Raw genomic sequence first — 22985 nt, 5'->3', positions numbered from 1 at the left:
ATGTGCGTTCGAGCAAATAACAAGAGACTTTCAGGCCGGACCAGTGACGGCGTTGCGTGCCGAAATGCGTAAATGGGTGGATAGTTCAAACTTCTGGAGAGAGAGCGGACATAACTTGAACGGAGCTTCAGACAGCTACCGAGGCAAGTTCTGTAGCGAAATGGCAGGCCACCGCGCCCTCACCAAAAGCGCGCAAGGCCGGTCTCGACTGACGGCAAGTTTCCTTGGCGAACGGACATCGAACATGAAAGGGGCAGCCGGACGGGATGTTGAGTGGGCTCGGTAGTTCACCTGTAAGCACGGGTGCCGCACGCCGCTCATCGGGATCAAGCGAAGGAGCAGCCGCAAGAAGTGCCTTAGAGTAGGGATGTACGGGGCGCCTAAACAGTTCTTCCGATGGTCCAATTTCGACGATGGCGCCCAGATAAATTACGGCGACGCGGTGCGAAAGGTGGCGCACGAGCGGTAGGTCATGGGCTACAAAAATGACAGCCAGTCCCAACTTCATCTGCAACTCAAGCAACAGATTGACGACTTGTGCCTGCACGGAAACGTCGAGCGCCGAGACAAGCTCGTCGGCGACCAAGCAGGACGGTTCCAGCGACAGTGCACGCGCAATCGCAATACGCTGACGTTGCCCACCGGAAAATTCGTGAGGAAACTTTTCCGCTGCATTTTGTGGTAGCCGTACGAGATCAAGAAGCTCGGCAATGCGCTGGTCCACGGCCTTGCCCCTACGCATCTGATGTACTGTCAGTGTTTCTTCTAAAACATTACGCACGGTCATGCGGGGGTTGAGCGAGGTATACGGATCTTGAAACATCATCTGGACGCGGCGATTGAAGGCGCGTCGGGCAGCAGCCGATTTGCTGCGGGTGGGTTGTCCTTCGAACAGGATTTCGCCACTGGTCGGACGGTGCAGCCCCACAATGCAACGGGCAAGTGTGGACTTGCCACACCCGGACTCGCCGACAATACCGAGTGTTTCGCCTGGCATCACATCAAGCGACACGCCGTTGAGCGCCGACACGGTTTGCGCCGCACGCCGTGACAGCATGTCCGCGAGCGTGCGCCCCTTGGTAAAGCGCATCGTGAGACCCCGCACGCTGAGAAGTGGCGTGGTATCAACCGATGGCGTGGGAACAGAATGCATCATTATGCCTCCAGCGGGATTTTTGCGACAGCGGCTGCCAGTTTGTGACAACAGGCGGCATGCGTAACATCGATTAGTTCGAGTGCGGGACGTTTTGCAGCGCAGGCTGCTTCTCCCAAGAAACATCTTGCTGTGAAAGCACAGCCGACAGGTAGATCGCTCAGGGCGGGCGGTGTACCAGGGATGGAATAGAGCGGGGTGCGAGGAGCAATATTGCGCGGGATCGAGCGTAACAAACCCTGGGTATAAGGGTGGTGCGGATCCCGGATTACGCTGCGGGTTGGTCCCGTTTCACACAGCCGTCCCCCATACATCACTGCAACCCGGTCACAGGTTTGCGCCACCACGCTCATATCGTGGGTGACAAGTACAACACTCATGCCCATCTCACGTGCAAGCGTCTGGATCAGGCGCAGAATCTGGTCCTGGATGGTGACATCAAGTGCTGTCGTCGGTTCGTCTGCCAGAAGCAGTTCCGGATCGGAGGCAAGCGCGATAGCGATCATCACGCGCTGACGCATCCCGCCGGAGAATTCGTGCGGGAAGTCGTCAAGCCGTTCTGCCGCAGATGGAATACCGACAATGTCTAGGAGTTCGACGGCCCGCTTCTTGCGGGCGTTACGATCAAGCGTGGCGTGCGCGGCAAGATTTTCGCCGATCTGCACCCGGATCGAAACAAGTGGGTTGAGTGAAGCCATCGGTTCCTGAAAGATCATAGCGATCTCGCGTCCGCGTACACCCCGTAGCTCCGCTTCGCTCATGGCGACGAGATCGCGGCCTTTCCATATAACTTGGCCGAAAACCCGGCCCTTAGGACGGATGATGCCGATCAGGGAACGCAGTGTCATACTTTTTCCGGAGCCGGATTCGCCTACAAGACCCAGAATTTCTCCTTTGTCGAGCGTCAGCGAGAGATCATCTACCGCCAAGAGCGGACGGTCTAGCGCACCGAATTCCGTGCGCAGGTTGCGGATTTCGAGAAGAGAAGACATGTCAACGTCCTTTCGGGCGCATGAGATCGGCCAACGCATCACCAAGGAGACTGAAACCGAGGCCGGTCAGCACGATCGCCAGACCGGGGGTGAGGCTCATCCACCACGCAGTAAGGATAAAGTTGCGCCCTTCCGCGATGAGTACGCCCCATTCGGCAGCAGGTGGTTGCGCGCCAAGGCCGAGATAACCGAGAGAAGAACCAAGCAGGATGGCGAGCGCCATGTCTGTCATCCAGTAGACGATGAGCGGTGAACTAATATTGGGCAAAAGATGCCGGAAAATGATGCGCCGGTCAGAAAAACCAAGCACGATCCCAGCAGCGGCATAGTCATTGGCTTTCTGCGTGCGAACTTCAGCCCGGGTTAGCCGAGCATAGTAAACCCAGTTCACAGCTGTCACCGCGATATACATGTTGACGAGACCGGGTCCGAGCACCGCCACGATGGCGATTACCAGCACCAGAAAGGGGAAGGTGATGATCGCATCGACCGTACGTCCGAAGACGATATCGGCGATGCCGCCGTAATACCCAACCAATGCGCCGAGACTCATGCCTATGATGAGAGCGAAGACCGTTGCGAAAAAGGCGATCTGCATGTCGACGCGATAGGCCCATATCACGCGGGAAAGCATATCGCGCCCGAAGTTGTCGGTACCGAAGGGATGAACAAGGCTGGGTGGCTGCTGAATCGCGGTCATGTCGAAGGTCAGCGGATCATAGGGTGCAAACCACTGTGGAGCTGCGGCCATTGACACAGACGCGAGCACGATCAGAAAGCCGACGATGAATGTCGGCTTGGTGAAAGCGCGGCGGACAAAGGCACCAAGGCGTGCATTGTGCATTAGGGACGTTGTTTCAACGAGTGTGATCATGCTTGACGAAGCCTCGGATCAAGCCAGGACTGAGCGAGATCAGTCAGCAGGAAGACAACGGAAACGCAAACCGCGAAAGTGAGTGTCAGTGCCTGGATGAGTGGATAGTCGCGAGCGTATATCGCCTCGAGCATGAGACGGCCCAAACCTGGAACAGCAAAAACCGTTTCGGTGACAAGCGTACCGCTCATCAGGTTGCCGATGGATAGGCCGAGAAGAGTAACCGTCGAAACGAGGGCATTTTTCATGACATGCCTTGTCCAGATAGTGCGTTTCGGCAATCCCTTGGCACGGGCGAATTGCACATATTCGGCGTCAAGCACGTCAATCAGCGATGCGCGCAGATTGCGCAGGATGATGGCTGAGATGTAGAGCCCAACACTCATTGCGGGCAGAAACAGATGATGCATCCGCTGAAGAAATGTGTCGCCATAGCCACCGACCGGGAAAAGTCGCAGCTTGGCCGCCAGCACGGTCAGGAGGATCAGGCCGATGTAGAAGACCGGTGCGGACAATCCGACTTGAAAGACGGAGCGAATACTTATGTCCGCCCATCCATTAGGTTTCGATGCCGCGACAAGTGCCAGCGGTGCTGCCAGCAATGTCGCCAGCAGAACAGCATAAAGGCCGAGCGCGATGGTGGTCGGAAGTCGCTGCAGAATAACCGAAGCCACCGGCTGCTTGAGCAGGATGGACGTGCCCAGATTACCTGTCAGCGTGTTCTTGACGAAATAGCCAAATTGTACGGGCAAAGGCTGGTCCAGCCCCATCGTATGTCTGATCTGCTCAAGCTGCGCATCCGTTGCCTTGGCTTCCGCCATTGCGACCGCCGGATCACCGGGCAACATACGCACCAGCAGAAAAATGAAGACCATGACGAGAAGCAGGGTCGGTATCATCTGCAGCAGTCGCGAGATTAGGTAAGTGGGGGAAAGCATAACTCCACCTCTGTAACCGTTGATCGGAATGGCAAACCAGGCAAGGTGACCGACCTGACCTGCATGACATGTCTCGATTACTTTGCCTTTTGGGCTTCCGAGAAGTCGTTAACGCCAAGCGGGGTCTGCACAAAACCGGTAACGGTCTTGGAAAGGGCCGTGGCGAAAGGCGTCTCGAAGAGAAAAAGTAGCGGTGCTTCATCCGCATAAATTTTCTGCATTTCCTCATATTGAGCCGCGCGCTTCTCCGGGTCCGCCTCTTTATTGGAGGCCTCGAAAAGCGAGTTGAACTTTTCATTATTCCAGCCCGTACCGACCGACTGACGAAGCTTGTAATAGCCGAGCCAGCCGGTGACCTGTGCAGGATCGTTGATGTCGTTCGCCCAAGCATAGGTATGAATATCGAAGTCGCCAGTGCGGTTCTTGGCGCCACGGGTTGGATTATCGACCTGCTCTACTGTCATATTGATGCCGAGCGGGGTCCACATCTGCTGTAGGGCGGTGAAGAGCGTGGAGTCTTCCGCGCTGCCAGCAAGCGTGGTGAACTTGATATTCAGACCTTTGTCGAAACCGGCTTCAGCAAGCAGCACCTTGGCTTTGTCTATATCGTAAGGATAGAGCGGTGCGGGGCCGTAATGCAGGTTGGTGGAGGCCGCCATTAGCGACGTCATCGGCTTGCCGGTGTCAAAGGTGATAAGCTTGATCAGCATTTCCTTGCTGGTGGCATAGTTCAGCGCCTGGCGGACGCGCTTGTCGCTCAGCGGGTTGCCCGATCCGTCACCTTTCGTGGCGCGGGTATTGATGGGCGAATAGATGATGCGGCTCGACGGGAACAGCTCGACCTTGATGTTGGGCTGCGTATTAAGCTCCGAAACGCGAGAGAATGGAATGAATTCGGCCGCATCGGCCTCACCAGCCTGCAGTTTCAGAATACGCGTCGCATCGTCTGGGATGATCAGAAAGTTGACTTCGTCGAGATAGGGCAGCGGTTTGCCGTCCTCGCCTTGGCGCCAGTAATGCGGATTGCGGGCAAAGACCATGCTGGTGCCTGCCGTGCGACTTTTAAGCGTAAAAGGACCTGATGTAACCGGTCCCTTGGCGAAAAATGAAGCGGCCTTATCCTTGTCCGCCTCGCCTTCGGCCTTCTCGAACGCAGCCTTTGGAACAATGCCGGTGTTGAAGCTTGCCAGAACCGGCACGACGGTCGGATCGGCGTGCTTGAGCGAAATAGTTATGAGGTTGCCATCCGCATCGACCTTATCGACAGAACCAAGCAAGTCGGCCCACGGGCCAAAATCAGGGTTGCGCGAGCGGTTGAGCGAGAAAATTACATCTTCTGTAGTGATAGGCTTGCCGTCCGAGAAGAAAAGGCCGTCGCGTAGCTTCAGCGTCACGGTCTGTCCGTCCGGCGAAACCGTATAGCTTTCGGCAAGACCCGGCTCGATCTTGCCATCGTGGCCATTGCGCAGAAGCGTTTCGTAAAGGCTTGTCACCAGCCAGATATCGGGATTGCGGTCGGCATATACCGGATCGATAAGCGTCGAGTCGTCATAGCGCGCAAAGGTCATGGTGCCACCGCGTTCCACCGCCATGGCCACGCTTGTCAGGCTGCCCATCGTTAGCGCGGTCGCGAGAAACAGATTTGTCGGCAGTTTCATAGAAGTCCTCCCCTATTTTGGCTTCGAACCAGGCCTTGCTATTCAGATGCTTTTCTCCAGAGAGCTTTTCATCCCCCCTTCTCTGGCCAAGCGTGCCTGATATTGTTAAGTTCAGCTAAAGTTTAATCATTGATATATCAGTTTGCCTTTCGAACTTTAATCACACTAAAGTTCGAAAGGCAAGGTACGGAATGTGAAATGCGAGAAATTGAAAAGATGGCCGGCCTAAGCCCAACTGACTTCGTCCAGAGGGAGGAAACAAGCGAACATATCGAACGACTGGGCACTCTTCTGCGTCAGAGACGCAAAGCTCTGCGCATGACGATGAAAACTGTCGCCACAAAGGCAGGTCTGACAGAAGGGTTTATCAGTCAGATCGAGCGCGGGATTTCAACGCCGTCTCTGGTCACTCTATACAAGATTGCCAATGTACTGGGCACAAGCGTCGATACGTTTCTCAATCATACACCACCCGCCGAGCATTCTATCGTCTCGCGGGCGGAATCGCGCCAAGGATACAATATCGAGACGAAGGAACGCGTGTATGAAATTGTGGAGCGAGGTTTTCCGGGCGCGCTTTTGAACGGGTGCATAACCCATATTCCGCCAGGTTACGTCTCTGAAATGACATCGCACGAAGGCGAGGATTTTCTCTATCTGATCGAAGGTGAAATTCTCTACGAAATCAATGGGAAGGAATATTATCTAAAAGCCGGAGACACGTTGCATTTTCCATCGTCGTTGCCGCACCGCGCACGCAACATGACATCGAAAACTGCGAAGGAACTCTGGGTAGGAACAACACCTATCCTGAAAAACTCTAGGGAATAGCTGTCAACACCTTCCGCTACGTGCCGCCGGCCAGCTAAGCCTGGCCCAACAGCGACAAACGTCACGCTATTTGCCCTGCGGGTCGCGTGAACCGGAGGATATCTCAGCAAATACGCTGACTTAAATGGCAGAGAGCTTTATCCCGTTGTCGGGTCGTGCATCAGATTAGGACTCCATCATAGCTTGTCGAGCGGCCCTCCATATTGGTCATCTTGACCTCGAACCATTGACTTTTCAAAAAGGCCGCATTTAAACACCGGTCAAATTCCTGAATTGGATCATCCCCAAGCGTCCGTGTCGACTGGTACGCTGCGTTAGAAATCAAGAGTAAATCATGGCAAACGAAGATCTCGAAGCTCGGCATCTAGAGACTCTGGACCGGGACTTGGGCCGCTTCGTCAAGCTGGAAACGGCGGCGAGTTACGTCTCACGTCCGCTCGTGGCTCCGGGCATTGCTCTCGTATTCATCATGCTTGCCGGACTTGGCGCGGCCATGCTGCTGGGCCAGACCAGCCAAATGCTCATCGTTGTGGCCGCGGCCGTTTTTGGTGCCTACATGGCTTTGAACATTGGCGCCAACGACGTGGCCAACAATATGGGACCGGCTGTCGGTGCCAATGCACTGAGCATGGGGGGCGCGATTGCGATCGCCGCAGTGTTTGAAAGTGCTGGCGCACTCATCGCCGGAGCCGATGTTGTGTCAACGGTCGCAACCGGCATCATTGCGCCAGACACACTTGCAACACCGATCATGTTCATCTGGGCAATGATGGCAGCGTTGCTCGCCTCCGCGCTTTGGGTCAACCTTGCGACGTGGATCGGCGCTCCTGTTTCAACAACGCATGCCGTCGTCGGCGGTGTCGTGGGTGCAGGCATCGTCGCAGCTGGCTTCGGAGCGGTGAACTGGTCTCAAATGGCGGCGATTGCGGCAAGCTGGGTTATCTCGCCAGTGCTGGGTGCGATCATAGCGGCTGGTTTTCTCTGGTTGATTAAAGCCCGCATTGTCTATCGTGCAGATAAGATTGCTGCCGCTCGCGTATGGGTGCCAATCCTTGTTGGTCTCATGGCGGGGACCTTCGCGACATATCTGATCATGAAGGGGCTGAAACAGCTGATCGACGTATCGATTGAGGTAGCTCTGATCTGTGGATTGGCTGTTGGCGTCGGAAGTTGGTTGATCTTGATCCCGGTCATCCGCCGCCAGTCATACGGGCTCGAAAACCGCAATAAGTCACTCAAGATCCTGTTCAGCATTCCTCTCGTTGTTTCGGCGGCATTGCTCAGCTTTGCCCATGGTGCAAATGATGTGGCAAATGCCGTCGGGCCGCTCGCGGCAATTGTCCAGACATCGCAGACCGGCGCGTTAAACGACGGCGTTGAGATTCCGCTCTGGGTTATGCTGATCGGCGCATGTGGCATTTCATTCGGCTTGTGTCTGTTTGGCCCTAAGCTCATTCGAATGGTTGGCAATCAGATCACCAAGCTGAACCCGATGCGTGCTTATTGCGTGTCACTGTCAGCCGCAATCACCGTCATTCTGGCCAGCTGGCTGGGATTGCCGGTCAGTTCGACCCACATCGCCATTGGAGCGATCTTTGGCGTTGGTTTCTTCCGCGAATGGGACACTGAACGACGATTGAAGAAGGCGCGCCAGGCCCTGCCGTTGGATTCTATCCCGGTTGAGGAGCGCCGCCGTCGCAAGCTGGTTCGCCGCTCCCACGCACTGACGATTGCAGCTGCCTGGGTGGTAACGGTTCCTGCTGCCGCAATCCTCTCGGCCATTCTGTTCGCGCTGTTGAACCAGATTCCTGTTGGGCATCCCTGAGACGGCAACGCAGGCATTCAGTCCGATCCTCCCTGGGCAAACGAGCGGTGCGCTTGCTGAAGCGCGCCGAACGCCCTCTTACTGCTTGAGAACGCGACCCAGCGGCGCTTCTCGTTGAAGCTCGCACTCCAGGCCTACAATTGCGACTTCACAGCACAATTCATACACAGAAACGCGCGCCAAAAGCCGCGTATGTAACTTTCAGCGAATCGGGTGAAGCCCGACGTCAATTCAGCTGACATTCAAACGTCGCAAATGCCGGAATTTACGGCATTTTTCTGGCACATATGGACGGCAATTCGAGCTTGTAAATTCGATGAAAATGCGTGTTTCCGTACCAGAAAACCACCATATAAATTGCTCAAGAAATTGTGAATATGTTAATTAAGTCAAAGCGTTGATAAGTTCTCTTGCAAGTGGCGTGCTTATCCATAAGATGCGGGACATTTCAAAAATTTCAAAGGAGGGGTTCTCAAATGTATCGTAAATTTCTACTGACAGGTGTGTGTCTTCTGGCGCTGGCCGGAGCAGCTTCGGCTGAAGTCGTTCTCAATCGCGGCAACGACACCGATCCCGCGACACTGGACCATCATCGCACCTCGACGGTGGCTGAAGGTAATGTCATGCGCGACTTGTATGACGGCCTGACTATTCAGAACGCAAATGGCGAAGCAGTGCCGGGTGTAGCGAAATCCTGGGATGTTTCCGAAGATGGCACCGTCTACACCTTCCATCTGCGCGATGACGCAAAATGGTCGAACGGCGATCCGGTCACCGCCGGTGACTTCCAGTTCACCTTCCGCCGCCTGATGGACCCGAAGACGGCCGCCGGTTATGCCAGCATGCTGTTCATCATCAAGAACGCCGAAGACATTGCCGGAGGCAAGAAGCCGACCGACCAGCTCGGCGTCGAAGCCGTCGATGACCACACTCTCAAGGTCACGTTGAACGCCCCTGCTCCGTATTTCCTTGAGCTTCTGACCCACCAGACCGGCTTCCCGATGAACCAGAAAAGCGTCGAGGCGAATGGTGACAAGTTCACCACGCCCGGCAAGATGGTGACGAACGGCGCTTATATGCTGGAAAGCTTCACCCCGAACGACAAGATCGTGATGAAGAAGAATCCGTATTATTACGAAGCGGATCAGGTGAAGATCGATACGGTCAACTGGATACCGTTCGAGGATCGCGCAAGCTGCATGCGCCGTTTCGAGGCGAAGGAAGTGCAGATCTGCTCCGACGTTCCGGCCGAGCAGATGGACTATGTGAAGAAGAACCTTTCCAAGGAATTCCGCATGGCGCCTTATCTCGGCGTCTATTATCTGCCGGTAAAGGGCAAGACCGCTGACAGCAAGCTGAAGGACCCGCGCGTCCGCCAGGCGATTTCCATGGCCATCGACCGTGATTTCATTGCCGATCAGGTCTGGCAAGGCACCATGCTGCCGGGCTATTCGATGGTTCCTCCGGGCATCGCCAATTATGTGAAGGATGCGCCGAAGCTCAACTATTCCGACGATATGCTGGAGCGCGAAGACAAGGCCAAGGAACTGCTGAAGGAAGCAGGCGTAGAGCCGAATACGCTTTCGATCGAACTGCTCTACAACACCTCGGAAAACAACAAGAACACCATGGCTGCCATCGCCGATCAGCTCGGCAATATCGGCGTCAAGGCTTCGCTCAACGAAACTGAAGGTGCGACCTACTTCAACTTCATGCGCGACGACGGTCCATTTGACATCGCCCGTGCAGGCTGGATCGGTGACTATAACGATCCGCAGAACTTCCTGTTCATCAGCCAGAGCAACGTGAGCTTCAACTATTCCAAGGTGAAGAACGCCGATTACGATGCGCTGATGGCGAAGGCCGAAAAGATCCTCGATCTCAACGAGCGTGCCAAGACACTGGCAGAAGCCGAACAGCTGAAGCTTGATGAGATGAGCAATATCCCGATCCTCTATTATTCGTCGCGCGCCCTTGTTTCGGACAAGATCGACGGTTGGAACGACAACCTGATGGATAGCCACAAGACGCGCTGGCTTTCGTTTAAACAATAAATTTTCAGCTCGGGCTGCGCTTCTCGGCGCGGCCCTTTTTCTTCCGGCTGTTCCGGAGGGCCCTCTTTTGTCGGGGCAAACGTTTTCTAAAAAGTATATGGGAGTTTTTACAATGGTTCGCGGATTCCTGATGACAGGCATTTGCCTGATGGCACTCAGCGGCGCTGCATCGGCAGAAACAGTGCTCAACCGGGGTAACGATACCGACCCCGCCACGCTGGACCAGCACCACACGACCACCGTTTCGGAAAACCGTGTCCTGCGCGACCTTTATGAAGGTTTGCTCGCGCAGAACGAGAAGGGCGAGGCTATCCCCGGCGCGGCTGCATCGTGGGATATTTCCGAAGACGGTCTCACCTACACATTCCATATGCGCGAAAATGCCAAATGGTCGAATGGCGACCCCGTCACCGCGGGCGATTTCGAGTTTTCCTTCCGCCGCATCATGGACCCGAAGACGGCTGCCGGTTACGCCAGCGTCCTCTATGCCATCAGGAATGCCGAGGAAGTTGCCACCGGCAAGATACCAGTCGATCAGCTTGGCGTGAAGGCGCTTGACGACAAGACCCTTCAGATAAGCCTCAAGAACCCTGCCCCTTATTTCCTTGAGCTTCTCACGCACCAGACGGGATTTCCGGTCAACAGGAAGGCTGTCGAGAAGTTCGGCGACAAGTTCACCCTGCCCGGCAATATGGTGACCAATGGCGCCTACACGCTTGTCGGTTTCACTCCCAATGACAAGATCTCCATGAAGAAGAACCCGAATTACTGGGACGCTTCCAATGTGAAGATCGATGCGGTCAACTGGATACCGTTTGAAGACCGGGCAAGCTGCATGCGTCGCTTCGAGGCGAAAGAGGTCGACATCTGTTCCGATGTTCCTGCCGAACAGATGGATTATGTGAAGAAGAACCTCAGCAGCCAGTTCCGCCTCGCTCCCTATCTCGGCATCTATTATGTCGACATCAAAGGCGAGCCCTCGAGCAAGCTGCGCGATCCGCGCGTGCGTCGGGCCATATCGATGGCCGTCGATCGCGAGTTCCTCGCCAATGAGGTCTGGCGCGGTGTGATGCTGCCAGCTAGTTCGATGGTGCCGCCCGGCATTGCGAATTACGTCAAGGATGCGCCGAAGCTGGATTTCGCCGACGAGGATGTGCTGGACCGCGAGGACAAGGCCAAGGAACTGCTGCAGGAAGCCGGTGTCCAGCCGGGCAGCCTTTCTGTGACCCTGCGTTACAACACCTCTGAAAACCACAAGAATACCATGGCAGCGCTTGCCAACATGCTGGGCAATATCGGCATCAAGGCGACCCTCAACGAGGTCGAAGGCGCCACCTTTTATAACTACCTTCAGGAAAAGGGGATGTTCGACATCACCCGCGACGGTTGGATCGGCGATTACAACGATCCGAATTCGTTCCTGGAGCTTTATACCACCGGCAATTACTTCAATTATGCCGAATGGTCGAACAAGGATTACGACGCGCTGATGGCGAAATCCGCAACTACGACCGATCTTAAAGAGCGGGCAAAAATCCTCGCTGAAGCAGAGAAGATACTGCTCGGCGACGGGGCTGTCGTGCCCCTGATGTACTATTCGTCCACCGCTCTCGTTGCCGACCGCGTTCAGGGTTACGAAGACAACCTCATGAATTCGCACGGCACGCGTTGGCTATCGACAAAGAATTAAAAACAAAAATGAAACACGCCCTTAGTGGGATTTACCGGATCGTTTGAAAGCGATCCGGTAAAGAAGGGAAGAGAACATGCTGGGCTATACGCTCCGACGATTGGGTAGTGCGATACCCACGATATTTATCATCATCACGCTGACATTCTTTCTGATCCGGCTTGCGCCCGGCGGACCTTTCGACCTTGAAAGGCCGATTGATCCACTGATCCTGGAGAACCTCAAGAAGGCCTATAATATGGATGCGCCGCTGTGGCAGCAGTATCTGATTTATCTGGGCAATCTTCTGCACGGCGATCTTGGACCAAGCTTCACGCGACGCGATTTCACCGTGAACGACCTTTTCGCTTCCGGCCTGCCCGTTTCGATCATGCTCGGCACGCTCGGACTGACGCTTGCGGCAATTATCGGAACGTTTCTCGGCACACTGGCAGCGCTGAAGCAGAATTCAGCCGTCGACTATTTCGTTGTCGCACTGGCCACATTCGGCATCACCACACCGAACTTCGTCGTGGCCCCTCTCCTCAGCCTCTTGTTCGGTGTCATCCTCGGCTGGGTTCCGGCAGGCGGCTGGTCGTCGGCCAATGTAACCTACTGGATATTACCGGTTCTGACACTTGCATTGCCGCAGGTCGGCGTCATTGCGCGTCTCGTACGCGGAGCGACCATCGAAGCTTTGCGCGCCAATCACGTGCGCACCGCGCGCGCCTATGGCCTGCCATCGCGTGTGGTTGTGGGCGTGCATGCATTGCGCGCCGCCATGCTTCCCGCCGTCTCCTATCTCGGCCCGACGGCTGCAGCCCTGCTCACGGGTTCGGTCGTCGTCGAGACGATTTTCGGCATTCCCGGCATCGGTCGCTATTTCGTGCAGGGCGCGCTCAGCCGCGATTACACCCTCGTCATGGGAACCGTTGTTGTCATTTCGGTCTTCGTCGTGGTGTTCAACCTGATTGTCGACCTTCTTTATGCATGGCTTGATCCGAGGGTTCGCTATGACTGATCTTTCTGTACCGACGGAAACAGCCCGGCTGGAAGTTCCAAGCCGCTCGCTCTGGCAGGACGCATGGTTGCGCCTGCGCAAGAACAGGGCTGCGGTGGCAAGCGCTATCGTCCTTCTCCTGATGGCATTTCTGGGCATATTCGGCCCGATGCTGAGCCCGCATCCTTACGACAAGATTTATCCGCAGTTCGTGCGGGTGGCCCCAAGCCTGGAAGCCTATCCGCGTGCGGATACCATCCTGCCGGGCCTTGACCGCGAACTTGCCCGCGCGCGATTGAAAGCTGCCGGCGAACCGGAACTGAGCGGCAACAATGTCGTTGTCGATTTCACCGCACAGCGCCCGACGGATGAACGTGTGCTGCGTTATTTCCAGCGCTCGGACCTGTTCAGCAATCCGAAGATTGACATCGCTTCCGATGGGCTGTCGGGCAAGCTGACCCTCAACGTGACGCGCAATTACTTCCTGCTCGGCACTGATAATCTTGGCCGCGATCTGATGACGCGTATCTTCATCGGCGTGCGCATGTCGCTTGCCATCGGCCTGCTTGCTTCGGCGATGTCTCTGATACTGGGCGTGTCCTTCGGTGCCATCTCCGGTTATCTGGGCGGACGTGTCGATAACGTGATGATGCGGCTGGTGGATATTCTCTATTCGCTGCCCTTCATCTTCTTCGTCATACTGATGCTCGTCTTCTTCGGGCGATCCATTTTCATCATCTTCATCGCCATCGGCGCGACGGAATGGCTGGATATGGCGCGCATCGTGCGCGGACAGACATTAAGCCTCAAACGTCAGGAATTTGTTCAGGCGGCAGAAGCGCTTGGCGCGACGCGGCGCGGCGTCATCACCCGCCACATCATTCCGAATGCGCTCGGCCCGGTCATCGTTTTCGTGACGCTTCTGGTACCGAAGGCAATCCTGCTCGAAAGTCTCCTCTCCTTCCTCGGTCTCGGCGTTCAGGACCCCCTCACCTCTCTGGGGCTGCTGATTTCCGAAGGCGCCCAGAACATGCGCGGTGCAAGCTGGCAATTGATCTGGCCTGCCGCAACGCTGACCATCATCCTGTTTGCGCTGAACTTCCTTGGCGACGGCCTGCGCGACAGCCTTGACCCAAAGGACCGCTGAGATGACGAGTGAAAACATTCTGAGCGTGCGCGACCTGAAGGTCACTTTCGACACGCATGACGGGCCGGTGCAGGCAGTGCGCGGTATCAATCTCGATGTCAAAGCCGGTGAAACCATCGCCATCGTCGGCGAGTCCGGCTCCGGCAAGAGCCAGACGACAATGGCGATGATGGGGCTTCTGGCCCAGAACGGCAAGGCGACCGGGCAGGCGCTCTATCGCGGTCAGGATCTGATCGGCATGTCCGAAAAGAAGCTGAACAATATCCGCGGTGCAAAGATCACCATGATCTTTCAGGAGCCGATGACGTCGCTCGATCCGCTTTACCGCATTGGCGACCAGCTTGCCGAACCGCTTCGCTATCATCGCGGCATGAACAAGAAGCAGGCGCGCCCCCGTATTCTTGAACTGCTCAAGCTGGTTGGTATTCCAGAACCGGAGCGCCGTATCGACAGCTACCCCTATGAACTGTCGGGCGGACAGCGCCAGCGCGTCATGATCGCCATGGCGCTCGCCAACGAACCGGACATCCTGATTGCCGACGAACCAACCACCGCTCTCGACGTCACCATTCAGGCGCAGATTCTCGACCTGCTGGCCGATCTGCAGAAGCGACTGGGCATGGCGGTGGTCTTCATCACGCATGATCTCGGCATCGTGCGGCGCTTTGCCGACCGGGTCTATGTGATGCGTTCCGGCGAAGTGGTTGAAACCAACGATACGGAAAAACTTTTCACTGCGCCTGAGCATCCCTATACGAAGATGCTGCTCGATGCGGAGCCGGAAGGCGAAAAGGCGCCTCCCCGTGAAGACGCGCCGGTGCTGGTTCGCGCCGACAATGTGAAGGTCAACTTCCTCATCAACAAGCCATGGCTCGGCGCTGCGAACTATCTCACAGCCGTCAACAATGTCTCGCTGACGCTGAAGGAAGGCCAGACCATCGGTATCGTGGGAGAATCCGGTTCGGGCAAGTCAACGCTCGGTCGCGCCATTCTGCGTCTTCTCCCGTCAGAAGGCCGTATCGCCTATCTCGGCAAGGAATTGCCGACAGAATCGCAGGCGATGCGCCCGAAGCGCCGCGAATTGCAGCTCGTTTTTCAGGATCCTTTCGGCTCGCTCAGCCCGCGCATGACCGTGGGACGCATCATCACCGAAGGGCTTCTCATCCACGAACCGAACCTTTCGGCGAAAGAGCGTGATCGTCGTGCGCAGGAAGCATTGCGGGAAGTCGGCATGGACCCGGCCATGCGCAATCGCTATCCGCACGAATTTTCCGGCGGCCAGCGCCAGCGCATCGCCATTGCGCGTACGATGATCCTGAAACCGCGCGTGATCGTCCTCGATGAGCCGACGAGTGCGCTGGATCGCTCAGTGCAGAAGCAGATCGTTACCCTGCTGCGCGACCTTCAGAAAGACCACGGCCTGTCCTATCTCTTCATCAGCCACGACATGGCGGTCGTGCGTGCGGTCTCGGACTATGTGATCGTGATGAAGAACGGAAAGATCGTCGAACAGGGCGATACCGAACAGGTCTTCGATCACCCGCGCGAGGACTATACCAAGGCCCTGATGGCGGCGGCGCTTAGCGAAGAACGCTTTGGTACGTGATCTCGTGACGGAATAAAAAGCGAAAAGGGCCTGATTTCAGGCCCTTTTCATGCGGAAGAGCTCAGGCGACGCTGTGCAGTTCCGTGCAAACCTTGTTGCGGCCCATATGTTTGGCGCGATAAAGCGCGGCATCGGCTCTGCGGAAAACAGTCTGGAAATCATCGTCTCCCGGCGTGCAGAAAGCGATCCCCGCACTGGTCGTCGTTGAGAAGTCCCCCGCCGGGGCCTCGAATGCAATCGCCGCAAAGGCTTTGCGGATTGCGTCGGCCAGAGCGAGAACATCGCTATTGTGTTTCTGCCTCAGGATCAGAACAAACTCCTCGCCGCCTATGCGGGAGATGAGGGCCGCGCCTTTGACATGGCTACGCAGAACGTCGGAGAAGGTGCCCAGCACCTGATCGCCCACAATGTGTCCATGCGTATCATTGATGGATTTGAATGCATCGAGATCGAAGATCACGACTGAATCCCCGAGTTGCAGTTCATTATCGTCCAGCACGTCGTAAAGCGCGCGCCGGTTCAGCAATCCGGTCAGGCTGTCGGTGCGTGCCTCATTGGCATGACGGCGGGCAATGCGCGACTGGGTGAAATTCAGTGACAGCGCGCCAATGCCCGTAATGCCTATGATGGCGGTAATGGCATTGATATCTTCAGCCCAATTGCTTGGGATCGTAGTCATGACCCACTGTTGTTCATGCAGGATGACAGCGCCGCACAGAAAAAACGAAATCGCCGTCAGGGTATATAGAGCGATCATGCCTATGACAGGGACCGGCGCTTCCCGATAGACACGGAAATATTCTTTCGCCGTCAGCAGGAGCAGCAGAGCCGAAGTCAGATTGAAGATCGCCGTGCCGGTACCCGTCTGCCCGGCCAGAATAGGAAGCGTCGTTGCGCATATGACGGCAACCGCCAGAACGACCAGAAAGCTGCGTTGTATCGGACGTCCGGAAATCTGCCGAGAACCAATAATCAGAAATATGAAACCTATACTTTCCAGACTGAAAGCAACAATCGAGGCCGTAGCCAGCGACAAAGGCCCCGCATAATAAAGCACTGCTCCCGTGCCGAGCAGGATCATGCCAAGGCAGCCCCAAAGCAAAAACTTGTCCCGCGAATTCTGATACCAGACGCTGAGAATCGTAAGGCCTACTGCCAGCGAGCAGATACCAGTCGCAAAAAACAAAGTGTTCTGGTCGAGTCCCAAAGCTGCCTTTCCCCCACCGCATGCCCACGATGAAACCAAGTGTAATTCAGCTCTTGAAAATAAGCGATAAGCAATATGCTCCCATCAGACAGGCATCGTCCCATTGGATGCCATATCTATACAGAACAGATGAGCTATGGTTAATAATCAGCGCGCGGGGTTTTGGTAAAAGAGGTCGAGATGTTGAAAATTGCATTGCTGGCAGGCAGCCTGACACTTCTTGCGGCGCAATCGTCGTTCGCAGACGAACAGACAATCGAAGGCGTGGGCCTCGGCAGGGAAATCACCTGCACCTCCGGCGATGTCGGAATCTACGGTGCGGAAAATAACGTCAAGCTCAAGGGAGAATGCGGCCATGTCACCGTTCATGGCGTTTCCCATACCGTGACCTTTGAGAACGCCCAGAAGCTCTCGATATCGGGAACTGACAACACGGTGTCGGGCGGAGCAACGCAAAATCTGATTGTTGAAGTGTCGAACAATCAGGTATCCGCCACCTTGAAGGAAGGAACGGACCCTTCAATTCTGGAGGTTTCCGGCGCAGCGAATATCGTCAATGTAAAGGTCGACGGGCCTTCGCAATTCGACGTCAGCGGCGCGAACCATCAGGTGACCTGGTCACTTGCCGACGGCTCCACCGAACCGACAATCTCGATCTCCGGTGCTGATAACGATGTAACCAAGGCTGAATAAAAATGGCCTGCGCAGCACCAGGAAGGAGCCGCGCAGTTTATCGGTTTAAGCTGCCAGCGAAGCCATATCGATGACGAAGCGGTAGCGCACGTCGCTTTTCAGAACGCGCTCATAGGCTTCGTTGATGTCCTGAATAGTGATCTTCTCGATTTCCGAAACGATGTTGTGCTGACCGCAGAAGTCCAGCATTTCCTGCGTTTCCTTGATCGAACCGATCATCGATCCCGCAAGCGACTTGCGACCGGGAATGAGCGAGAACGCATGCACCGGCACCATGTTTTCAGGAACGCCGACGACAACCATAGTGCCATTTACCTTGAGCAGGGCAAGATAGGCATTCCAGTCGATGGCAACGCCAACCGTGCAGATGATGAGATCGAACGATCCTGCCAGCTTCTCGAACGTGGTTGCGTCGCTGGTTGCATAATATTCGTGGGCACCAAGTTTGAGGCCATCTTCCTTCTTTGAAAGCGACTGGCTCAGAACGGTCACATGCGCGCCCATGGCGTTGGCGAGCTTGACGCCCATATGCCCAAGCCCACCCATGCCGACGATGGCGACATGCTTGCCGGGGCCCGCATTCCAGTGGCGCAATGGCGAGTAGAGCGTAATGCCTGCGCAAAGCAGCGGCGCTGCCGCATCGAGTGGAAGATTGTCGGGCATGGAAAGGACATAGCCTTCCTTGACGACGATATGGTCGGAATATCCGCCCTGCGTCCGCTCTTTTCCCTCCGCATCGAATGTATTGTAGGTCTGGATGAGGCCCGGAAGATACTGCTCGTTGTCGACATCACGGCTGGCGCATCCGACACAGGAATCCACGAAGCAGCCAACGCCGACCTTGTCGCCGACCTTGAACTTGGTAACCGCATCACCGACAGCAGTGACAACGCCCGCGATTTCATGCCCCGGAACGATTGGATAAACGGCATTCTTCCATTCATTGCGGACGGTATGGATATCGGAATGGCAGACACCGCAATACTGGATCGAGATGACCACGTCATCCACATTGGGTTCACGTCGTTCAAAAGTGAACGGAACCAACGGTTCATCTGCATCCGTAGCAGCGTAACCTCTTGCTATGGCCATGATAGACTCCATTTATTGGATTAGGGAAGTAAGCGGAATATGCGGGAAGCAAGGGCAGAAGCGGTAGACCGATCCTGCAAGCTTCTTGCACGATCCTGCAAAACTGCCTGCTTCATGATTGCTGATGCATGCCTGTCTGATCAATAATTTCTGTATTCTATCTCATCTCAAGCGGATAACCTATGACCTCACTGACAGACACCTATAAAGAGCTTGCCGCTCTGGCTGAGCGTTTCACCGGACAGGACGGTGAATATCGCACGCCAATCGAAGGTCTGGGGATCAGCAGGCGGACAACGCCAAGCATACCCTGCCATAGCAGCTATCGGCCCTGTCTCGCCATGGTTCTGCAGGGCGCGAAATCCCTGCGTCTCGGTTCCGAGACGATCAACTACACCAAGGGCGAATATCTGGTGACGTCACTCGACCTGCCTGTCACATGGCGGGTGGTGGAAGCAAGCCCGGAAGCGCCGCATCTTTGTCTGGCTCTCGCTATCGACAGCGAAAAGCTCACCGACCTGATAGGGCGCGCCGACGTTCGCAGGCATATGATGACCGACGGCGATCAATGGGGCATCACCGTCAATGCTGCACCAGCGGGATTGCTGGATGCAGCCTTGCGCCTGCTGCGCCTCCTCGACAACCCGGAGGATATTCCGGTGATGGCACCCCTCATCGAACAGGAAATTCTCTATCGCCTTCTGACAGGTCCAGGCGGCGAGCGCCTGATCAACATCGCAACCGCCGACAGCCAGGCTAACCGGATAGCCCGCGCCATCGGGTGGCTTCGGCAGAACTTCGCAGCGCCATTGCGGATCGAACAGCTTGCCGAACACGTCAATATGAGTGCGTCGTCATTTCATCATCATTTCAAGGCGATTACGGCTATGACGCCGGTTCAATATCAAAAGCAGTTGCGTCTGAACGAGGCACGCAGGCTGATGCTGGTCGAGCGGCTGGATGCCGGTACGGCGGGTCATCGCGTCGGCTATCAAAGCCCTTCGCAATTCAGCCGTGAATATAGCCGCTTCTATGGAAACCCGCCCATGCGCGACATCGAAGCCGCATAGATAGAAACGGCGGAACTTGTGTTCCGCCGTTACTTTATTCTCAGTGGGTCTGGCTGCCACGGACCGCTGCGACATCTGCCGCCTTTACCGGTCCTGCGCTGTTCCCCCATGCCGAGCGCACGAATGTCGCCAGTTCGGCAACTTCGTCATCCGACAGGCGGTCGGCATAACCCTGCATCACCAGACGCATCGGACGCTTCGCCGTGGACGGAACCTCGGCGCCGTGCAGGATGATCGAGATCAGCGGCTTCGTTTCCGAACCCGTCACAAGATCATTCCCGGCAAGCTCTGGGAAGATTTCCGGCGCGCCCTTGCCCGTCACGAAGTGACACGCGGCACAATTGTCGATGTAGAGACGCGCACCAAGAGGCATATCCGGAGAAGCTTCCGTCAGCATCTTTGTCGTTGCTTCACCGGCGGCATCCGCCGGAGCCGCTGGCAATGCCATCGACGCCTTTAAAGCAAAACCCTGCGGCACTTCGACGGCTGCACCGTCGATCCCCTTGAGGAAGGCGGCAATCGCCAGATTGTCGGCGTCGGTGAGATGCTGCAACGAATGTTCGACCGCAAGGCCCATTTCGCCATTGGCCGTGGAGTATGAATTGCGGCCCGTCGCAAGGTAGGTCGCCAGTTCCTCGATGCTCCATTTCTGCGGAGCGGAATTGGCACCGCGCAGGGACGGTGCATTCCAGCCATCGACAACACCGCCGGTGAGGAAGTCCTTGTCACCGACCTGTGTGCCACTTTGCGCCATCAGCGGATTGCGCGGGCTATGGCAGGCGGCGCAATGCGCCGGTCCCTCGACCAGATATTGTCCGCGATCCTCTGCTTCCGATTTGCCAGCGGCCTTGAAGCCCGCTTCCTGGCCAAGAGCCAGCCAGTTCCAGGCGCGAATGCCGAAACGCATGTTGAACGGGAAGCCGAGCTTGGTTTCCTGAACGACATTGTTTACCGGCTCTACCTGATGCATGAAATAATCATACAGCGCGCGGACATCTTCTTCCGTCAGCTTGCGATAGTTTTCATATGGCATTGCCGGATAGAGATGCGAGCCGTCGGCACGAATGCCGTCATAAAGAGCGGCGCGAAACTGATCGAGTGTCCAGTTTCCAATGCCGGTCTCCTTGTCAGGAGTGATGTTGGTCGTCCAAATTGTGCCCATCGGGCTTGCAATCGGGCGACCACCGGCAAAGGGCTTGCCGCCTTCCGCCGTATGGCAGGCCATGCAGTCGGAGGCATACATGACATACTGGCCCTGCCCTTCGGCGGGCTTCCAGTCTGCGGCCAGTTCCTTGGTCGGCTTGGTCAGTTGTACCGGCACGAAGATGAAGGCCAGCAGCGCGATAATCCCGATGACGACCAGAACGCCGATTATGCGAAGAAAAGTTTTCATCACCATTCTCCTCAGATCAGCGGACGCGGATTGGACAGATATTGCGTGCGGATCGCATGCGCAGTCGAATAGGCAAGCCCGCCGAGCAGGCCTGTCGGATTGTACTGCGTGTTCTGCACGAAATTGCCTGCGCCGGTCATGAACACATTGTGCTTGTCCCAGGCCTGCGAGTAACGGTTGACCACGCCCTCACGCGGATTTTCCGACATGATATGGCCACCCGTATTGTGCGTCGTCTGGTATGGGCGCACGTCGTATTGAGCGCCTTCCTTCTTGAACGACGACTGCAGCAGGTCCGGATTCATCGTCTTCGCCAGCTCTTCCATCTTGGTCTTCATGTACTGGGTCATCCGGATATCGTTCGGATTCCAGTTGAAGGTCATGCGCATAAGCGGGCGACCGTGACGGTCCTTGTAGGTCGGGTCCAGATCGAGATGGTTGGTCCGGTAGGACATATGCGAACCATGGCTGCCGATGGACATGGCGTGGCCGTACCAGTCGGCGATGGCTTTTTTCCATGCCCCACCCCAAGCTGGAGTGCCCGACGGAAGCGGCATACTGCGGATCGGCTGGCCGTTGGTCTGGCCTGCGCGCCAGTACGAACCGCCGATGAAGCCTTCCCGTCCGAAATCGATCTGATTGACACCGAAATCGTCGATGCACATGCCGTTCGCGCCGGTGCCGATGAACGGATTGAACTCTTCATCCTTGAAGAAGAGCGTCACGCCGCCATTCATCTGATAGGCATAATTACGCCCGGTCACACCTTCGCCCGTCGCCGGGTCGTATGGCTGGCCGATGCCGGAAAGCAGCGCCAGATGCACATTGTTGAGCGAGAAGGACGCAAGAATAACGATATCGGCGGGCTGGAACACCTCTTCCTGCGTCGCCTCGTCGAAATAGGTAACGCCTGTAGCCGTCTTGCCATCCGGCGCCATTTCGACGCGCAGAACTTCCGACTCCGTGCGATAGGAGAAGTTCGGCATGCGTTTCAGTGCATCGAGAATTGCCGTCTGCGGCGAAGACTTGGAATACTGGTAGCAGCCGAAACGCTCGCAGAAACCGCAATGATTGCACGGCCCCATCTGCATGCCATATTCGTTGACATAGGCCGTCGACGCGATACCACCCGGCGACGGGAACGGGTGATACCCCATGCTTTGGGCGGCATCTCCAAATTTCCGTCCGTCCCAGGTCGTGTGCATTGGCGGCATCGGATAGTCGTTTGAACGCCATCCCTCGAACGGATTGCCGCCTTCGACGGTCTTGCCCTTGAGATTGCCAGCCTTGCCGGAAATGCCGGCAATGCGCTCGAAGCGGTCGAAGAACGGTTCCAGCTCGTCGTAATGGATTGGATAATCGCCCAGGAGCATGTCTTCCGGAATGATCTGCTCGCCCCAGCGTTCCCTTACATAGGAGCGCAGGCGCAGCTCTTCCGGCTGCGGACGCCAGTTCAGCCCGTTCCAGTGCGTACCCGCTCCGCCGACGCCATTGCCCGGCAGGAACGAGCCGAAGCTGCGATAAGGCAATGCAATTTCGTTCTCGTTGCGCCGGATCGTGACTGTCTGCTGACTGGCGCGCTGCATCAGCTTGAGGCGCACGCCATATTTCAGCTCGTCAATCATGTTGGGATATTTGAAATCGGGGACCGTGTTCTGGTCGTGGCCGCGCTCAAGCGCGACGATTTCAAGCCCTTCCTGAGCCAGTTCCATGGACAGAATGGCGCCTGTCCAGCCGAGGCCGACGACGACCACGTCTTTTTTCTTTTCCTGACGTGCCATTG

Annotated in this window: 18 protein-coding genes; 9 read left to right on the top strand and 9 right to left on the bottom strand. The window is 56.2% G+C overall.

All coding sequences use genetic code 11. The features are described 5' to 3' along the window. Positions 1 to 127 precede the first annotated feature (127 nt). The 5 genes from HWX93_RS00560 to HWX93_RS00540 all read right to left on the bottom strand — a co-directional run bounded on the left by HWX93_RS00560 (position 128) and on the right by HWX93_RS00540 (position 5615). Positions 128 to 1156 (bottom strand): ABC transporter ATP-binding protein, encoded by a 1029-nt coding sequence (locus HWX93_RS00560; RefSeq protein ID WP_235969035.1) that lies wholly within the window; start codon positions 1154 to 1156, stop codon positions 128 to 130. Then, the gene (locus HWX93_RS00555; protein ID WP_176036101.1) at positions 1156 to 2145 is read right to left on the bottom strand and encodes an ABC transporter ATP-binding protein; all 990 of its coding nucleotides are present in this window, start codon (positions 2143 to 2145) and stop codon (positions 1156 to 1158) included. The genes HWX93_RS00560 and HWX93_RS00555 overlap by 1 nt, the downstream gene beginning before the upstream one ends. 1 nt (position 2146) lies before the next feature. Continuing rightward, positions 2147 to 2989, bottom strand: a complete 843-nt coding sequence (locus tag HWX93_RS00550) for an ABC transporter permease (protein ID WP_176036348.1) — start codon at positions 2987 to 2989, stop codon at positions 2147 to 2149. Between the two features lie 26 nt (positions 2990 to 3015). Next, a complete protein-coding gene (locus tag HWX93_RS00545; RefSeq protein ID WP_176036100.1) occupies positions 3016 to 3957 on the bottom strand; it encodes an ABC transporter permease in 942 nt (313 codons plus the stop codon). 77 nt (positions 3958 to 4034) lie between these two features. Further along, positions 4035 to 5615 (bottom strand): ABC transporter substrate-binding protein, encoded by a 1581-nt coding sequence (locus HWX93_RS00540; protein WP_176036099.1) that lies wholly within the window; start codon positions 5613 to 5615, stop codon positions 4035 to 4037. Positions 5616 to 5813: 198 nt separating this feature from the next. Between HWX93_RS00540 and HWX93_RS00535 the strand changes: the two genes are divergently transcribed. The 7 genes from HWX93_RS00535 (at position 5814) to HWX93_RS00505 (ending at position 15747) form a co-directional block, all read left to right on the top strand. Continuing rightward, positions 5814 to 6446 carry a cupin domain-containing protein gene (locus HWX93_RS00535; RefSeq protein ID WP_176036098.1) on the top strand — a complete coding sequence of 211 codons (633 nt, stop codon included), beginning with the start codon at positions 5814 to 5816 and terminating at the stop codon, positions 6444 to 6446. 334 nt (positions 6447 to 6780) lie between these two features. After that, positions 6781 to 8271 carry an inorganic phosphate transporter gene (locus HWX93_RS00530; protein ID WP_109989407.1) on the top strand — a complete coding sequence of 497 codons (1491 nt, stop codon included), beginning with the start codon at positions 6781 to 6783 and terminating at the stop codon, positions 8269 to 8271. A gap of 476 nt (positions 8272 to 8747) precedes the next feature. Then, positions 8748 to 10325: a peptide ABC transporter substrate-binding protein gene (locus tag HWX93_RS00525; RefSeq protein ID WP_109989406.1), complete on the top strand. Its 1578-nt coding sequence runs from the start codon at positions 8748 to 8750 to the stop codon at positions 10323 to 10325. 112 nt (positions 10326 to 10437) lie between these two features. Next, positions 10438 to 12015 carry a peptide ABC transporter substrate-binding protein gene (locus HWX93_RS00520; RefSeq protein ID WP_109989405.1) on the top strand — a complete coding sequence of 526 codons (1578 nt, stop codon included), beginning with the start codon at positions 10438 to 10440 and terminating at the stop codon, positions 12013 to 12015. A 76-nt stretch (positions 12016 to 12091) separates the two neighbouring features. Then, positions 12092 to 13015 carry an ABC transporter permease gene (locus HWX93_RS00515; protein WP_109989404.1) on the top strand — a complete coding sequence of 308 codons (924 nt, stop codon included), beginning with the start codon at positions 12092 to 12094 and terminating at the stop codon, positions 13013 to 13015. Beyond that, positions 13008 to 14141, top strand: a complete 1134-nt coding sequence (locus HWX93_RS00510) for an ABC transporter permease (RefSeq protein ID WP_176036097.1) — start codon at positions 13008 to 13010, stop codon at positions 14139 to 14141. Before HWX93_RS00515 ends, HWX93_RS00510 begins: the two co-directional genes overlap by 8 nt. Before the next feature lies 1 nt (position 14142). Then, positions 14143 to 15747 carry an ABC transporter ATP-binding protein gene (locus tag HWX93_RS00505; protein ID WP_109989402.1) on the top strand — a complete coding sequence of 535 codons (1605 nt, stop codon included), beginning with the start codon at positions 14143 to 14145 and terminating at the stop codon, positions 15745 to 15747. 61 nt (positions 15748 to 15808) lie between these two features. On the opposite strand, the gene HWX93_RS00500 is transcribed toward HWX93_RS00505, so the two are convergent. Next, entirely contained in the window at positions 15809 to 16954 is a 1146-nt protein-coding gene (locus HWX93_RS00500) for a sensor domain-containing diguanylate cyclase (RefSeq protein WP_176036096.1), read from the bottom strand. Positions 16955 to 17134: 180 nt separating this feature from the next. Here HWX93_RS00500 and HWX93_RS00495 point away from each other — a divergent pair, with 180 nt between their 5' ends. Continuing rightward, positions 17135 to 17647, top strand: a complete 513-nt coding sequence (locus tag HWX93_RS00495; protein ID WP_176036095.1) for a DUF3060 domain-containing protein — start codon at positions 17135 to 17137, stop codon at positions 17645 to 17647. Positions 17648 to 17692: 45 nt separating this feature from the next. Here HWX93_RS00495 and HWX93_RS00490 read toward each other — a convergent pair whose 3' ends face one another. After that, complete coding sequence (locus tag HWX93_RS00490; RefSeq protein WP_176036094.1) at positions 17693 to 18739, bottom strand: NAD(P)-dependent alcohol dehydrogenase; 1047 nt, start codon at positions 18737 to 18739, stop codon at positions 17693 to 17695. 182 nt (positions 18740 to 18921) lie between these two features. Between HWX93_RS00490 and HWX93_RS00485 the strand changes: the two genes are divergently transcribed. After that, positions 18922 to 19809: an AraC family transcriptional regulator gene (locus HWX93_RS00485; protein ID WP_176036093.1), complete on the top strand. Its 888-nt coding sequence runs from the start codon at positions 18922 to 18924 to the stop codon at positions 19807 to 19809. A 40-nt stretch (positions 19810 to 19849) separates the two neighbouring features. On the opposite strand, the gene HWX93_RS00480 is transcribed toward HWX93_RS00485, so the two are convergent. Both HWX93_RS00480 and HWX93_RS00475 read right to left on the bottom strand, forming a co-directional pair. After that, positions 19850 to 21202: a cytochrome c gene (locus HWX93_RS00480; RefSeq protein ID WP_176036092.1), complete on the bottom strand. Its 1353-nt coding sequence runs from the start codon at positions 21200 to 21202 to the stop codon at positions 19850 to 19852. A gap of 11 nt (positions 21203 to 21213) precedes the next feature. Further along, complete coding sequence (locus tag HWX93_RS00475) at positions 21214 to 22983, bottom strand: GMC family oxidoreductase (RefSeq protein ID WP_176036091.1); 1770 nt, start codon at positions 22981 to 22983, stop codon at positions 21214 to 21216. Positions 22984 to 22985 lie beyond the last annotated feature (2 nt).

The sequence above is a fragment of the Brucella tritici genome (genome assembly GCF_902825325.1).
Taxonomy (GTDB): domain Bacteria; phylum Pseudomonadota; class Alphaproteobacteria; order Rhizobiales; family Rhizobiaceae; genus Brucella.
Note: the sequence above shows the minus strand (reverse complement) of the source record. Positions and strands in the feature narration are given on the sequence as shown.

Bases quoted from the DNA above. Each gene is read 5' to 3' on its own strand.
- HWX93_RS00535 (WP_176036098.1), top strand. From the start codon at position 5,814: ATGCGAGAAATTGAAAAGATGGCCGGCCTAAGCCCAACTGACTTCGTC.
- HWX93_RS00525 (WP_109989406.1), top strand. From the start codon at position 8,748: ATGTATCGTAAATTTCTACTGACAGGTGTGTGTCTTCTGGCGCTGGCC.
- HWX93_RS00545 (WP_176036100.1), bottom strand. From the start codon at position 3,957: ATGCTTTCCCCCACTTACCTAATCTCGCGACTGCTGCAGATGATACCG.
- HWX93_RS00550 (WP_176036348.1), bottom strand. From the start codon at position 2,989: ATGCACAATGCACGCCTTGGTGCCTTTGTCCGCCGCGCTTTCACCAAG.
- HWX93_RS00515 (WP_109989404.1), top strand. From the start codon at position 12,092: ATGCTGGGCTATACGCTCCGACGATTGGGTAGTGCGATACCCACGATA.
- HWX93_RS00540 (WP_176036099.1), bottom strand. From the start codon at position 5,615: ATGAAACTGCCGACAAATCTGTTTCTCGCGACCGCGCTAACGATGGGC.
- HWX93_RS00555 (WP_176036101.1), bottom strand. From the start codon at position 2,145: ATGTCTTCTCTTCTCGAAATCCGCAACCTGCGCACGGAATTCGGTGCG.
- HWX93_RS00495 (WP_176036095.1), top strand. From the start codon at position 17,135: ATGTTGAAAATTGCATTGCTGGCAGGCAGCCTGACACTTCTTGCGGCG.
- HWX93_RS00505 (WP_109989402.1), top strand. From the start codon at position 14,143: ATGACGAGTGAAAACATTCTGAGCGTGCGCGACCTGAAGGTCACTTTC.
- HWX93_RS00510 (WP_176036097.1), top strand. From the start codon at position 13,008: ATGACTGATCTTTCTGTACCGACGGAAACAGCCCGGCTGGAAGTTCCA.
- HWX93_RS00560 (WP_235969035.1), bottom strand. From the start codon at position 1,156: ATGATGCATTCTGTTCCCACGCCATCGGTTGATACCACGCCACTTCTC.
- HWX93_RS00485 (WP_176036093.1), top strand. From the start codon at position 18,922: ATGACCTCACTGACAGACACCTATAAAGAGCTTGCCGCTCTGGCTGAG.
- HWX93_RS00480 (WP_176036092.1), bottom strand. From the start codon at position 21,202: ATGAAAACTTTTCTTCGCATAATCGGCGTTCTGGTCGTCATCGGGATT.
- HWX93_RS00475 (WP_176036091.1), bottom strand. From the start codon at position 22,983: ATGGCACGTCAGGAAAAGAAAAAAGACGTGGTCGTCGTCGGCCTCGGC.
- HWX93_RS00490 (WP_176036094.1), bottom strand. From the start codon at position 18,739: ATGGCCATAGCAAGAGGTTACGCTGCTACGGATGCAGATGAACCGTTG.
- HWX93_RS00520 (WP_109989405.1), top strand. From the start codon at position 10,438: ATGGTTCGCGGATTCCTGATGACAGGCATTTGCCTGATGGCACTCAGC.
- HWX93_RS00530 (WP_109989407.1), top strand. From the start codon at position 6,781: ATGGCAAACGAAGATCTCGAAGCTCGGCATCTAGAGACTCTGGACCGG.